The sequence below is a fragment of the Bradyrhizobium sp. AZCC 1577 genome, assembly GCF_036924575.1.
GTDB lineage: Bacteria > Pseudomonadota > Alphaproteobacteria > Rhizobiales > Xanthobacteraceae > Bradyrhizobium.
Genome location: NZ_JAZHRQ010000001.1, coordinates 1,198,968 through 1,212,136 on the forward strand (window position 1 = coordinate 1,198,968; position 13,169 = coordinate 1,212,136).

General features: G+C 62.7%; 11 protein-coding genes and 1 pseudogene. 7 read left to right on the forward strand and 5 right to left on the reverse strand.

Annotated elements, in window-relative coordinates; all coding sequences use genetic code 11:
• Window positions 1–11: 11 nt before the first annotated feature.
• Both V1278_RS05540 and V1278_RS05545 read right to left on the reverse strand, forming a co-directional pair.
• Window positions 12–983: a tripartite tricarboxylate transporter substrate binding protein gene (locus tag V1278_RS05540; RefSeq protein ID WP_334379961.1), complete on the reverse strand. Its 972-nt coding sequence runs from the start codon at window positions 981–983 to the stop codon at window positions 12–14.
• A gap of 98 nt (window positions 984–1,081) precedes the next feature.
• A complete protein-coding gene (locus V1278_RS05545; RefSeq protein ID WP_334379962.1) occupies window positions 1,082–1,981 on the reverse strand; it encodes a LysR family transcriptional regulator in 900 nt (299 codons plus the stop codon).
• Between the two features lie 126 nt (window positions 1,982–2,107).
• On the opposite strand from V1278_RS05545, the gene V1278_RS05550 reads away from it, so the two are divergent.
• Together V1278_RS05550 and V1278_RS05555 are read left to right on the forward strand one after the other, a co-directional pair.
• A complete protein-coding gene (locus tag V1278_RS05550) occupies window positions 2,108–3,280 on the forward strand; it encodes an alpha/beta hydrolase family protein (RefSeq protein ID WP_334379963.1) in 1,173 nt (390 codons plus the stop codon).
• 110 nt (window positions 3,281–3,390) lie between these two features.
• Window positions 3,391–4,329 carry an AEC family transporter gene (locus V1278_RS05555; RefSeq protein WP_334379964.1) on the forward strand — a complete coding sequence of 313 codons (939 nt, stop codon included), beginning with the start codon at window positions 3,391–3,393 and terminating at the stop codon, window positions 4,327–4,329.
• 2 nt (window positions 4,330–4,331) lie between these two features.
• Here the strand turns inward: V1278_RS05555 and V1278_RS05560 are convergent, their stop codons facing one another.
• Entirely contained in the window at window positions 4,332–5,768 is a 1,437-nt protein-coding gene (locus V1278_RS05560; RefSeq protein WP_334379965.1) for a glutamine synthetase family protein, read from the reverse strand.
• Window positions 5,769–5,900: 132 nt separating this feature from the next.
• The gene (locus tag V1278_RS05565; protein ID WP_334379966.1) at window positions 5,901–7,259 is read right to left on the reverse strand and encodes an aromatic ring-hydroxylating dioxygenase subunit alpha; all 1,359 of its coding nucleotides are present in this window, start codon (window positions 7,257–7,259) and stop codon (window positions 5,901–5,903) included.
• Window positions 7,260–7,356: 97 nt separating this feature from the next.
• Between V1278_RS05565 and V1278_RS05570 the strand changes: the two genes are divergently transcribed.
• Both V1278_RS05570 and V1278_RS05575 read left to right on the forward strand, forming a co-directional pair.
• On the forward strand, window positions 7,357–8,148 hold the full coding sequence (locus tag V1278_RS05570) for an IclR family transcriptional regulator domain-containing protein (RefSeq protein ID WP_334365378.1): 792 nt from the start codon (window positions 7,357–7,359) through the stop codon (window positions 8,146–8,148).
• A gap of 3 nt (window positions 8,149–8,151) precedes the next feature.
• Complete coding sequence (locus V1278_RS05575; RefSeq protein ID WP_334379967.1) at window positions 8,152–8,640, forward strand: GNAT family N-acetyltransferase; 489 nt, start codon at window positions 8,152–8,154, stop codon at window positions 8,638–8,640.
• Between the two features lie 71 nt (window positions 8,641–8,711).
• Here V1278_RS05575 and V1278_RS05580 read toward each other — a convergent pair.
• Window positions 8,712–9,680 (reverse strand): annotated as a pseudogene (locus V1278_RS05580) (helix-turn-helix transcriptional regulator); the annotation flags it as partial.
• A gap of 63 nt (window positions 9,681–9,743) precedes the next feature.
• Between V1278_RS05580 and V1278_RS05585 the strand changes: the two are divergent.
• From V1278_RS05585 to V1278_RS05595, 3 genes are all read left to right on the forward strand, one after another.
• Complete coding sequence (locus tag V1278_RS05585; RefSeq protein WP_334379968.1) at window positions 9,744–11,291, forward strand: benzoate-CoA ligase family protein; 1,548 nt, start codon at window positions 9,744–9,746, stop codon at window positions 11,289–11,291.
• Window positions 11,292–11,706: 415 nt separating this feature from the next.
• A complete protein-coding gene (locus V1278_RS05590; RefSeq protein ID WP_334379969.1) occupies window positions 11,707–12,525 on the forward strand; it encodes an alpha/beta fold hydrolase in 819 nt (272 codons plus the stop codon).
• A 36-nt stretch (window positions 12,526–12,561) separates the two neighbouring features.
• Window positions 12,562–13,080, forward strand: coding sequence for a DUF309 domain-containing protein (locus tag V1278_RS05595; RefSeq protein ID WP_334379970.1), 519 nt, complete (start codon window positions 12,562–12,564; stop codon window positions 13,078–13,080).
• The last annotated feature ends 89 nt before the right edge of the window (window positions 13,081–13,169 follow it).

Genomic DNA, 13,169 nt, shown 5'->3' on the forward strand with positions numbered 1-13,169 from the left:
GCCGATTGCGGTCAATCAATGAATGAGCCGGTTGATCGGACGATCGCGCCCCATTTGTCGGTTTCGTCAGCGACCATTCTGGCATAGTCGTCGGGCGTGCCTGGCCGTGCTTTCGCCCCGAGCTCTGCGAGGCGGGCGTGCAGTTTTGGGTCGGCAAGCCCTTCGTTGATGCAGCGGTTGAGTGCCGCGACGATCGGCTCCGGCGTGCCCTTCGGCGCGTTGATGCCGTTCCAAATGGTGGCGTCGTAGCCGGGCAGGAACTCGGCCATGGCTGCGACTTCGGGCAGGGCCGAGGAGCGCTCTGTTGCCGTCACCGCGAGCGCGCGCAGCGCGCGGGCGCGAATGAATCCGATCGAGCCGGGGAGGGTGGCAAAGTAGACCTGCACGCGTCCGCCGACCAGATCGCTGATCGCTTCCGCATCGCCTCGATAGGGAACGTGCTGCATGATGACGCCAGCCATCCTCTTGAACAACTCGGTCGCGACATGCGGAGGGCTCCCCAGGCCGCTCGAACCGAAGTTCAGTCCGTTCGGATTCGATTTGGCGTGTTCAATGAACGACGGGACGGATGTCGGAGGGAATGAGGGGTTGACACACATTACCAGGGGCGCGCCGGCGATCGCTGCGACGGGTTCGGTGTCGCGGATGAAGTTGAATTTGAGATTGCGGAACAGCGTTGCGTTGATGGCGTTCGCGGCCGAGGCGACGAGCAGAGTGTGTCCGTCGGGGCGCGCGCGTATCACCTGTTCGGTGGCGAGGTTGGTCGCCGCCCCCGTGCGGTTCTCGACGACGAAGGGCTGGCCGAATTGTTGCCCGAGCCATTGCGCGAGGATGCGCGCCACGATGTCGGTATTGCCGCCGGCCGAGAAACCGACGATCAGATATACGGGCCGGGCCGGATAGGCGGCTGCCGCGAGCGCGGGGCTTGCGGAAGCCGCGATCGCGGCCGCGCCGAGCTGCAGGAACTTGCGGCGTCGGAGCATGGCGCTCTCGCCCTCTGGCAGCCGGACAAGGACGGCTTGCCGGCAGCGCATTTCCCCAGTGATTGGTCAAGTCCGGTGCCGGACCGTTCGAGGATATCTCAACGGCGATATCGGCGGCAATAATCGACCACCGTGTCGAGGAAGACCTTGGCCGCCGGCGACAGCGACCGGTCGCTGCGTGAGCAGATGCAGAACACCAGCGATTCCGATGCAAACTCGCGCACCGGCACGGTCTTGAGCGATCCGCTGGCCAGCTCCCGCTCTACCGCGAAACGCGGTAGCAGGGTGCATTGCCGGCCGATAGCCGCCACCTCCTTGACCAGCGCCAGAGAGTTGGTGACGCAGAACGCCTTCGGCACGAAACCGTGCCGGGCGAACACCTTTTCCATCTGCTGGCGGAGGCCGAATGATGGTTCGGTCAGGGCGAACGGAAACTCCTTGAGCTCTGTCAGCGATATGAGCTTGCGCCCGGCAAGCGGATGCGCGGGTGAAAATGCTGCGACCATTTTGTCACGGAAGACTTCCAGCCGCGTGATGGCGTCGCGCGCGGGGGCGTTGAGAACGAGGCCAATTTCCGCCGTGCCCGCGATCAGCGCCTCCATTGCTTCATCGGTGCTGCTCATCCTGATGTTGAAAGTCACGTCGGGATATTGCGTGTTGAAGCGGTTGAGCACCGGCGCGACGAAACTCTCGATCGCGGTCTGGAAGCAATAGACGTCGACATTGCCTGCCTGAAGGTCCTGCAGTGCCGCGATGTGGGATTTGACGCGCGAGAATTCGCGCATCACGCCGTCGATTTTCGAGAGCAGGATTTCGCCCGCGGCCGTCAGCTTCATGCCTTGCGCGCGCCGGTCGAAAATCGGCGCACGCAATTCGTGTTCGAGCTTGGCGATCTGGCGGCTGATTGCCGACGGCGAGACATGCAGCCGATCTGACGCGGCGCGGATCGATTGGGCGTGGGCGGTGGCGCTGAAATAGCGAAGGGCCGTGAAATCCATCGGATCAATCTCTCCGCGGACGTTGCATTTCAGGCAACAAGGCGGTGCCGAGATTGATATGGCATCAACACCGGCTTGGGTCAAATGTTCGGCCGCGACTAAATCCCAATCAACGGAGCGAACACCATGCCCTTTATCCATATGTTGCCCGACCCGGGAATGAACTACACGTTCAACCGGCCACTGCTAGACGGGATGTCACCAGCGCGCCTCAAGGAGCTCAGCGCCATCGCGCCGCGCATCAAGGATTACGAATCCTGGCACACGGTCTGGCTTGAGGTCGCCAAGAAAGCGGAAGCCGAGAAGCGATATCTGGACGCTGCCTCTTACTATCACGGTGCCGAGTTCTATTTGCCGGCCGGCGACGTGCGCAATGCGCTCTACGACGACTTTGCACGAAACTGGGCGCTCGGAATGAAAGGTGTCGCCGGTTACGAGCGCATCGCCATTCCATATCCCGGCGGACATCTGCCGGGCTTCAGGCTGCAGGCAAGAGGCAAGGAACGCAGCACGCTGATCTTCACCGGCGGATACGATTCGTTCGTTGAGGAGTTCTACAACTTTCTTCTCCCGCTGACCGAGCTTGGAATTACCGTCATCGCCTTCGACGGGCCCGGCCAGGGCGGTGCCCTGCGGCAGGGAATCTATCTGGATCATGCGTGGGAGAAGCCGGCCAAGGCGGCGATCGACTATTTCGGGCTCGACGCGGTCGATTGGCTGGGTGCCTCTTGCGGTGGCTATATGTCGATCCGCGCGGCCGCGTTCGAGCCCAGGATCAAGCATATCATCTCGATGCCCACGTCGTATTCGGGTCTCGATATGACGCTCAAGCAAATGCGACCGGGCAAGGCTCAGCAGCTGATCTCGCTGTTCAAGGCCGGAGACCGCAAGGGGACCGAGGCCGTTGTGGCCGAGGAGCGCCAGCCGAGCTCTGTATTCGAATGGTGTGTTGTCCAGGGAATGCACATCACCGGAACCAAGACGCCATACGATTTCCTCAACGAGATCGCGAAGCACTCGCTCGATGGAATCTTGCACAACGTCAAGCAGGACATCCTGCTTACTGAAGGCGAGCAGGATCATCTGTTTGATGTCGGCTGGGTCCATCGGACCATGCGCGAACTCGTGTGCGCCCGGTCCGTGACGACGCGGATATTCACCGCGCGCGAAGGAGCGGAGCAGCATTGCCAGCTCGGAAACTCGGCGGTCGCGCGTCACGCAATCGTACACTGGCTCGCGAGCTTCTACCCGGGCATGCCGGTTGGCGAGAGCACGAAAGCAACCAATCTCGCCGCTTGACGATAGTGGAGATTCTCGGAAGGCCGGGGCCGTCAGTTGAGGCCCCGGTCGAGGATCAAGAATCGGAGACACGTTCTTTCGAACGCCCATACCTCAAACGGAGGCAAGCCATGACGGAGACCATGACCATATTGGCGTCGCTGGCGCCCGTGTTCCTTGTTATGGCGCTCGGCTATTCGGCCGGCAAAACGAAGGAGTTCGACACCCACAACACCGGCTCGATCAATGCACTGGTCATGGATTACGCGCTGCCGGCCGCGCTGTTCACGGCGATGGCACAGGCCTCCCGCAGTGCCATGATCGATCAGGCGCAGCTTGCCTTGGTGTTACTGGCGGCGATGCTGATTGCGTACGGCGTCACGTATATCGTGCAATCTCGCTGGTTCGGCGGTGACCGGCGCGAAAGCGCCCTTATTGCGCTGACCTCGTCCGGTCCGAATGTCGGTTCGGCGGGACTGCCGATCGTCGCGGCGCTGTTTTCGCAATCGGCCTCGATCTCGGTCGCCGTGGCCGTGGCGGTGGCCGCCATCGTCGTGACGCCGCTTTCGCTCTTGATACTGGAATCCGCTGACGGCAAGGGAGCGAGCGCGGCCGCGGTAATGAAGAGGGCGCTGCTCAAGCCGATCGTGATCGCACCGGTGCTTGGCCTGTTGTGCTCGCTCGCGGGATTGCCGATACCGCTCCTGCTCGACAGCACGCTGACCCTGGTCGGGCAGGGTGCATCAGGAACCGCGTTGTTTCTCACCGGCCTCGTGCTGTCGGCGCAGCCAGTCAAACTTTCCGCCAACGTCGGCTTGACGGTCGTGGTGAAGAATGTGCTTCAGCCGCTGCTGACCTCACTCCTGGCCCTGCCGCTGCTCGATGGCGCAGAGGCGCGTGTCGCGGTCATGCTGATGGCGGTGCCGTCAGGTGCATTCGGCGTGCTATTTGCGGTTCGTTACGGCGTGGCATCGGCCCAGATCGGCACGATGCTGATCGCAAGCACACTTCTCAGCACTGTGACGCTGACCGCCGCGATCCTGTTGTCGGCCGGCTGGAGCTGGACCTGATCTCAAAACGTCTCGAAATATTCGCGATGCTCCCAGTCCGACACTTCGGCCTGAAACCGCTCGATCTCCGCGTTCTTGATGTGGACGTAATAGTCCACGAACTCCGCCCCCAGCGCCTGCCGGAAAAACGGATCGTCCTGCAGCGCGAACACCGCCTCGCGCAAACTCTTCGGCAACAACGCCGCCTTGGTCTCGTACGGTGCATCCGCTGACGGCCCCGGATCGAGCTTGCGGTCGACGCCATCGAGGCCTGAGAGAATCTGCGAGGCCATGTAAAGATACGGGTTCGCCGCCGGCTCGCCGATGCGGTTTTCCAGCCGTGTGGCCGCATCGCCCGGACCGCCGAGCACGCGGATCATGACGCCGCGGTTGTCGCGGCCCCAGATCGCGCGATCCGGCGCCAGCGAATAGGAGCGGTAGCGCTTGTAGCCGTTGATGGTCGGCGTCGTGAACACGGTGGATGCGCGGGCGTGCTCCAGGAGCCCCGCGAGATAGGCGCGTCCAAACGGGCTCAGCACCTCGCCCTTGTCGCCGGCCATGAACGCATTCTCGCCGCTGGCGCGTGACACCAGCGATTGGTGCAGGTGCCAGCCCGAAGCGAACACGTTCGGCAGTTTCGGCCGGCACATGAAGGTGGCGTGATAGCCATGGCGGCGCGCGATCTGCTTCACCGCCGAGCGGAACAGCACCATGTTGTCGGCGGGCACGAGGCCTTTGGTCGGCTGGAAGGTGAATTCGCACTGGCTCGGCCCGAACTCGACTTCGACCGATCGCAAGGGAAGGCCGAGCGCCAGCACGTCACGGCGGATGATCTCCAGCGCCGGCTCCATCTGGTCGTAGCGCTGCTCGGTGAGATACTGGTAGCCGTGCGACAGCAGGCTGACCGAAGGCGGCCGACCCGGCTGTCCGGCATCCTCCGGCGCCATATGCGCGTCGTCGAGCTTGAAGAGATGGAATTCGACTTCGAGGCCAGCAACGAAATCGTAGCCGCGCTGTCCGAGCAGATCGATCACCTTGCGGTAGAGATGCCGCGTGGCGAACGGCACCGGACGGCCATCGTTGAAGTAGAGATCGCACAGCAGCCAGCCGGTGGTCGGCGCCCACGGCAGCACGCGAAACGTGGTGGCGTCGGCGACCATCAAGACGTCGGCGGCGCCTTCCATCTCCTTCATGCCGAACCCGCCGCCGGCTGTGAATACGGGAAACACCGTCTTGTGCGAGGTGTCCTTGGCGAGCATGGTCGTGGTGATGGAGCAGCCGCTTTCCAGCGAGTCAATCGCCTCGCTGGCGACCAACGTCTTGCCGCGCAGGATGCCGTGCTGGTCGGGGAATGACAGGCGGACGACTTCGAGGTTTTTCTCCTCGACGATCTTGCGCAGGCGGCTCGCGGCCTCCTGCTGCTCGTTCGACCACAGCTCGTGACGTTCTACGAAACTCAACGCGTCACTCCCCCAAAGCTCGCGGAAGCCCACCACCGTCATTGCGAGGAGCGAAGCGACGAAGCAATCCATCTCTCCACTCGCGGCGCGATGGATTGCTTCGCTTCGCTCGCAATGACGGGGACAGAGTCATCATTCGGCCGCCGTAAGGTGGGGCACCTTGCCGGCAATCTCGGTCGGCACCGGCGCCGCCCAAGGCGCGCCGCGGCGGCGCTTGACGTCAATTTCCATCCAGTAGATTTCCCACCCTAACGTCGGTCCAATACCGTCCATGGTGGCAGGACCCTGAATGCTGCGCGCGTGTGCCGCGTCAAGGAACAGCATCGGCTTTTCGCCGCCGACCACCTTCTCGATCTCCTGCCGCAGCAGGCGGCGATACTGCACGATCGCCTTGTCCGATTGTCCCAAATGCTCGTTGGTGCGGTCCTGGATCGGGCCCATCGACTCTACTGCCCACTGGTCGTGGACGTTGATGTCGGTCCCCATGCCGGTATAGGTCGCGGTCGCCTGTTCGTGCGGATCGAAGCCGTAATCGTTGCTCTTGTTCTTGCGCGACTTGTAATCCGGCAACTCGTACAGCTCGAGGCGCTGGTCGCGCATCTTCTTCTTGTCGACCGGCGTCGTGTAAGAGGTGAAGATCGCGTACCAGTAGCAGTTCTCGTCATCGATCGGCACGTGCCACTGCGTGATCGTCATCTCCGTGCTCATCGGGATGACGAAGCCATGCGGGAAAAGCTGATTGGTAACGCGCACATGCGTGCGCTCTTCGTCGAGCTCGCGCAGCGCGATCAGGCGCAGGCCATACTCGGTATGTTCGACGTTGATGATAGGGTTGTCGTATTCGCGCAAGATCTTCGTCATCGGCATCTCGCTGCCGGCGGACGCGCCGCGGAACTGCTTGCCGTAGGCGGTGGAAGTGTCTTCGTCCTCGAAGAAGCGGTGCAGGAAGGAGGCGTGCGCCGGATCGATGCCGACTTCCAGCGCCTGCAGCCAATTGCAGTTGATATGCCCCTTGAACGCAAAGGTATGGCTGTCGGGCGCCACAAAACAGTCGATCTCCGGAAACGCCGGCGGTTCGCCTTCGCCGAGATAAGCCCAGAGGATGCCGCTCTTCTCGACCACGGGGTAGGAGCGCTGCTTGATGCCCTGGCACAGCTTTGAGTCCTTCGGCTCCGCCGGCGTCTCCAGGCACTGGCCCGAGACGTCGAACAGCCAGCCATGGAAGGCGCAGCGCAACCCGCCATTCTCCAGCCGTCCGAACGCGAGGTCGGCGCCGCGATGGGCACAGTGGCGGTCGATCAGGCCGTAGCGGCCCTGCTCGTCGCGAAACAGCACGAGGTTTTCGCCGAGCAGCTTGACCGGGCGAACCGGCCGCGGTCCCTGCAACTCGTCGACCAGCGCCGCCGGCTGCCAGTACATCCGCATCAGCTTGCCGCACGGGTCCTTGCGGCCGGTGCGGGTGATCAGGTCGTTCGCTTCCTGGCTCATCATGGCGAGGATCTCCGCTAGCTGGATTTGTTCGCCTATTGAACTTTTGTGCGATTTTAACGTAGGCTGGGCGCGAGGCAAGCGGATTATGGAGGCAGCGATGCCCAAGCTTAAGCGCGCGGCGGACGCTGACAACCGCAGTGCGACCGATTTCATCGAAAGCCTCGACCGCGGCCTGCGCGTGCTCGAAATATTCGGCGGCAGCCGCCAGCCGATGACGCTGAGCGATCTCGCCAAGGCGGCTGAGCTGCCGCGCGCCACCGCACGGCGCATCCTTTTCACGCTCGAACGCGCCGGCTTTGTCGCAAGTGACGGCAAGCTGTTCCGCCTGACGCCGCGCGTGCTGGTGCTGGCGTCAAGCTATCTCGCCTCCAACCATGTCGTCTCGGTGCTGCAGCCAGCGCTTGATCGATTGTCGGCTGAGGCGCAGGAGATCGCGTCGATGGCGATCCTCGACGGCAACGACGTCGTTTTCATCGCGCGCGCGAGCCCGACGCGAATCTTCTCGTCAGGCATCGATATCGGCTACCGGCTGCCGGCTTTTTGTACTTCGGTCGGCCGCGTCCTGCTGTCGCGGCTGGCTGATGACGAAGTGGCCGCCGCGCTCGACCGGATGGAGCTTGCGCCGCTGACACCGTTCACCGTCACCGACAAGAAGCAGCTCCTGAAGACGATCGTCGCCGATCGCGCGCAAGGCTATTCGCTGGTCGATCGCGAGGCCGAGCCGGGTTTCCGTTCGGTCTCAGTGCCGGTCCGCCGCTACGACGGCGCGATCATCGCCGCCATCAACATGGGCGCGCATGTCGACCGCGTGTCCGCGGAAGAGATGGTCGAGAAATTTCTGCCGCGCCTGCGCGAGGCGGCGGCATCGGTCAAATCGATGCTGGTGTGACCGATGACTGTCCGATCCGAAACGCCCGGCGATGTTGCGGCTATCCGCTTCGTTGAAGAAGTAGCGTTCGGTCGGTCAGCCGAGGCGCGGTTGGTCGATGATCTCCGCGATGCCGGCGATTCCGTTTTCTCGCTGGTTGCCGTTGATGACGGAACGGTCGTTGGCCACATCATGCTCTCAAGGATGAAAGCGCCGTTTCCAGCGCTCGCGCTCGCACCCGTCGCGGTACTGCCTGAATATCGGCGGACAGGTTTCGGCAGTCGGTTGATCCGCCAGGGAACCGCCCGCAGCGAGGCCGCCGCCTGGGCCGGAATCTTCGTCCTCGGCGATCCTGCCTTCTATCGACGTTTTGGATTCGATGCCGGCAAGGCGAGCGGGTTCATCTCACCTTATGCCGGACCGCATCTGATGGCCCTTCCGCTTGGAGGCAACGAACTTCCGACGGCGACGGGAATCATTGCGCATGCTCCCGCATTTGCGAAGCTCGGCTAGGGCAAGGCGAACAATGCGCCTGAGTCTGGTGAAGCGTTCCTCTGCTATTGCGAGGACTTTCGCAGAAAAAATCAGGAGGCCGCGCTGCGCAGGCCGAACGCGTGCTTGTCGTGCAGCACCGGCGCGACCGCATCGCTTAAGCGCGCCGCCGCCGCGTCGACGGAAAGCCCGGCGGTATCGACCACGGCTGAGGCCCGCGCGTAGAGCGGTTCGCGGCTGACCAGGATGTTGCGCAATTCCGCCATCGCGGAACGATCGTCGGCCATCGGGCGCAAATCGCCCTGGCGGCGGACGCGGGCCATGTGCTCTTCCGGCTCGGCCTTGAGCCAGATGGTATAGAACGATGACAGGATCAGGTCGAAGGTCAACGGCTCGGAGACGATGCCGCCGCCGGTCGCCAGCACCATCAATTCCTTGCGCGCCAGCAATTGCGTCAACGCCGCCTGCTCCATGCGCCGAAAACCTTCCTGGCCGTAGAGCGCGATGATCTCGGCGACGGACAAGCCGTTCTGCGCCTCGACCTCCTTGTTGAGCTCGACGAATTTCCAGCCGATCTTCTTCGCCAGCATCCTGCCGAGGGTGGATTTGCCGGCGCCGCGCAGGCCGATCAGGGCGATGCCGGCAAAGGAAATCCGCCGCTGCGCCGATAGGCTGCCGCCGGCCAGCGCATCCTTGGCCTGCGCAATCTGCGCCGGCGTTGCCTTGCGCAAGAGATCGCGGATCACGGCCCAATCCGGCGCGGGCTCGGCCGAGGGAATGAGATCTTCGAGATGCGCGCCCATCGCGTTCGACACGCGTCGCAGCAGCACAATCGAGACGTTGCCCTTGCCGCTTTCGAGCTGCGCGATGTAGCGCTCCGAAATTCCGGAAACTTTTGCGAGCACTTTTCGCGACATGCCGCGAAGGGCGCGCATGGTGCGCACACGCTGGCCAAGCTGCTCGAGAAAGCCGGATTCGGGGTCGCTGGCCTCGGTCATTTCCCTCGTTCGGCATTGCGTCGGGGTGAATGGATTTCGGAAACATAATGCCGATGAGGATTGACAGCAAGCGTAGCCGGTGTCTTTGTATGAATTATAATTCTTAAAAGCTCAGGGAGAAGCGTCGTGAGCGGCACGTCCGGTTCGTACAATGCGGTGACCTGGCTGCTCGACCGCAATGTCCAGGAGGGGCGCGGCGCCAAGCTCGCCTTCACCGACACGGTCACCGAACTCACCTATGGCGAGCTGCAGCGGCAGACCCGCCGCGTTGCCAACATGCTGCGCCGGCTCGGCGTTCGTCGCGAAGAGCGCGTGGCAATGATCATACTCGACACCGTGGACTTTCCCGCGGTGTTCCTCGGCGCGATGCGCGCCGGCGTCGTGCCGGTGCCGCTCAATACGCTGCTGACGTCGGAGCAGTATGCCTATGTGCTGGCCGACAGCCGCGCGCGGGTGCTGTTCGTCTCCGAGGCGCTGTACCCGACCGTGAAAGACATTGTCGGCCGCATGCCGGATCTCGAATGTGTCGTGGTCGCCGGCAAGAATTCGTTCGGCCACAAGCTGCTTTCCGAAGAGTTGGCGAAGGAGGGCGATTCTTTCCCAACCGTCGAAACCCATGCCGAGGAGCCGGCGTTCTGGCTCTATTCGTCAGGCTCGACCGGCATGCCCAAGGGCGTGCGGCATCTGCATTCCAATCTGCAGGCCACGGCGGAAACCTATGCGAAGCAGGTCCTCGGCATCAGGGAAGACGACGTCTGCCTTTCTGCGGCAAAGCTGTTCTTCGCCTACGGGCTCGGCAATGCGCTTACCTTCCCGATGTCGGTCGGCGCCAGCACCGTGCTCAATGCCGACCGGCCGACGCCAGCACGCATGTTCGAGCTGCTGAACAAGTACAACCCGACCATCTTCTACGGCGTGCCGACGCTGTTTGCCTCGATGCTCAATGACGAAACAACGAAGAACGAGCGCGCCGGCACGCGCTTGCGCATCTGCACGTCCGCGGGCGAGGCGCTGCCCGAGCCTGTCGGCAATGCCTGGAAGGCGCGCTTCGGCGTCGACATTCTCGACGGCGTCGGCTCGACCGAGCTGTTGCACATCTTCCTCTCGAACGCGCCGGGCGACATCAAATACGGCTCATCCGGCAAGCCTGTGCCGGGCTACAAGGTGCGGCTGGTGAACGAGGCGGGCGATGACGTGGCCGATGACGAGGTCGGAGAGCTATTGGTGGAAGCGCCCTCAGCCGCCGAAGGCTACTGGAACCAGCGCGCCAAGAGCCGCGCGACCTTCGAAGGCCACTGGACTCGCACCGGGGACAAATACACGCGCGACGCCGATGGCCGTTACACCTTTTGCGGCCGAAGCGACGACATGTTCAAGGTTTCCGGCATCTGGGTCTCGCCGTTCGAGGTCGAGAGCGCGCTGATCACCCATCCGGCCGTGCTCGAGGCCGCCGTCGTGCCCGAGGCCGATCCGGAAGGATTGTTGAAGCCGAAAGCCTTCGTCGTGCTGCGCGCCGGCGCCAAGACGGATGATCTGCATGAAGCGTTGAAGGAGCACGTCAAGCAGAAGATCGGTCCATGGAAATATCCGCGCTGGATCGACGTGGTGGATAGCCTGCCGAAAACGGCAACGGGGAAGATTCAACGGTTCAAGCTGCGGGATGGTGCATCGTAACTCTCTCGTCGTCCCTGCGAACGCACTAGTGGATGCACACATGTTGCAGTGCGATTCAGGCTTCATATGCAATTTTAGAATCGAAGATGCGAGCTCATCGAAATTTTGGAATCGAGGCTGGCGTTTTCGCGCAAGATCGGAATCCAGCGCTTCGGTGGGGTGGAGAGCGCGGAGCAAAACTACGTCGCAACACTTGAGAAGTGCAAAAACCCTTGGCTTTTCATGAGTATTTGCGGCGCAACAAGTGTGCATGCCCTAGTGCGAACGCAGGGACCGATACGCCCGCGGCTTATCCGTTAACGCGCGATGTGCGAGACCTTTGGTCACAACGAAGGCCGGTGGTTATGGGTCCCTGCGTTCGCAGGGACGACGTGAGCAGGATGCGACGTCTGGATCACTTTCGAAAGCTTACAGCATGACAACCCTCACTGCCTCCGGCTTCCTCACGGTCGGCGCCTCCCATCTCGAATACCGCATGATCGGCCCGTCGCCCGAGCACGCGCCTGTTATCGTGATGCTGCATGAAGGGCTCGGCTCGACCGGCCTGTGGGGCGACTTTCCGGACAAGTTGCAGGCCGCGACCGGCGCGGGCGTGTTCGTCTATTCGCGCGCAGGCTATGGCGCATCGACGCCGGTAAAACTGCCGCGGCCGCTCGATTACATGCATGTCGAGGCGCTCGACGTGCTGCCAAAACTGCTCGACAAGATCGGCTTTCGCCGCGGCCTGCTGCTCGGCCATTCCGATGGCGCTTCGATCGCGGCGATCTATGCGGGCTCGCATCAGGATCACCGCGTGCAGGGCCTCGCGCTGATCGCCCCGCATTTCATCGTCGAGGATATTTCGGTGGCGTCGATTGCGAATATCCGAACCGCCTATGAGACCACGAACCTGAAGGGCAAGCTTTCGCGCTGGCACAGGGACGTCGACAGCGCCTTCTATGGCTGGAACGGTGCTTGGCTCGATCCTGATTTCCGCAACTGGGATATTTCCGAATACCTCGCCTATATCCGCGTGCCGATCGCGATCCTGCAAGGTGTGGACGATCAGTATGGGACCATGCGGCAGGTCGAGATTGCCAGGGAAGAATGCTATTGTCCGGTCGATGTGACTGTGATTCCGGGCGCGGGACATCAGCCGCATCGCGAAGCGCCGGAGGCGACGCTCGATGCGATTTCAGATTTCGCAAAGGCGGTATTGCACACAGGTAGCGGCTCGCAGGGACGGGCCGCGTAACGCATTTTCTCTTGCGCTTGCCGAGGCGCCGTTCCGATGACCGCGCCGCCCTCAGGCACCGGTCATCTGCCGCTGCCGCGATGGGCTTATGTGCCCGGCCAGTCCAAGGAAGCCGCCGCCGATTACGAAACGTTGGCACAGATCGCAGCACTGGTGCCCGCGCGCTTCCAGGGCTACGTGCCGGCGCGTCACCCGGCGCTGCGCTACGGCATGGCGCTCAACGACCACGGCTATTTCTGGGAATCGCAGGAGATCCTGGAAGCGGTATGGGCGGCGGCGCCGCAGGGCGGCCGCGAGCGGATATTGCTGCGCGCCTGCATCCTGATCACGACCGCCAATCTGCGGCTGCGCATGCAAAAGCCGCACGTCGCGGTCCGGCTATTCGGTGAAGCGCTCGGCGAACTCAAGGCGCTCGGTATGCGCAATGTCGGCGGCGCCGGCTTTGCCGACAGCTTTCCGGTTGCCGCCCTGGCGGGCCTCATCAAGACCAAACTGGAGCAGCCGCAGCTCGCCAAGGCCGATTGCGTGGCCTTTGCGGCTGCCGGCCGAACATGAAACAAAATGCATGTTCCGGCGTTTTAGGCTAGACTCAATTGAAAACATGCATTATTGTGCATGTAACGAACCGAACAAATCCTGAGAAA

Excerpts from the sequence above, each read along its gene's own strand:
- V1278_RS05540 (WP_334379961.1), bottom strand. The coding sequence starts at position 983 with ATGCTCCGACGCCGCAAGTTCCTGCAGCTCGGCGCGGCCGCGATCGCG.
- V1278_RS05545 (WP_334379962.1), bottom strand. The coding sequence starts at position 1,981 with ATGGATTTCACGGCCCTTCGCTATTTCAGCGCCACCGCCCACGCCCAA.
- V1278_RS05550 (WP_334379963.1), top strand. The coding sequence starts at position 2,108 with ATGCCCTTTATCCATATGTTGCCCGACCCGGGAATGAACTACACGTTC.
- V1278_RS05555 (WP_334379964.1), top strand. The coding sequence starts at position 3,391 with ATGACGGAGACCATGACCATATTGGCGTCGCTGGCGCCCGTGTTCCTT.
- V1278_RS05565 (WP_334379966.1), bottom strand. The coding sequence starts at position 7,259 with ATGATGAGCCAGGAAGCGAACGACCTGATCACCCGCACCGGCCGCAAG.
- V1278_RS05570 (WP_334365378.1), top strand. The coding sequence starts at position 7,357 with ATGCCCAAGCTTAAGCGCGCGGCGGACGCTGACAACCGCAGTGCGACC.
- V1278_RS05575 (WP_334379967.1), top strand. The coding sequence starts at position 8,152 with ATGACTGTCCGATCCGAAACGCCCGGCGATGTTGCGGCTATCCGCTTC.
- V1278_RS05590 (WP_334379969.1), top strand. The coding sequence starts at position 11,707 with ATGACAACCCTCACTGCCTCCGGCTTCCTCACGGTCGGCGCCTCCCAT.
- V1278_RS05595 (WP_334379970.1), top strand. The coding sequence starts at position 12,562 with ATGACCGCGCCGCCCTCAGGCACCGGTCATCTGCCGCTGCCGCGATGG.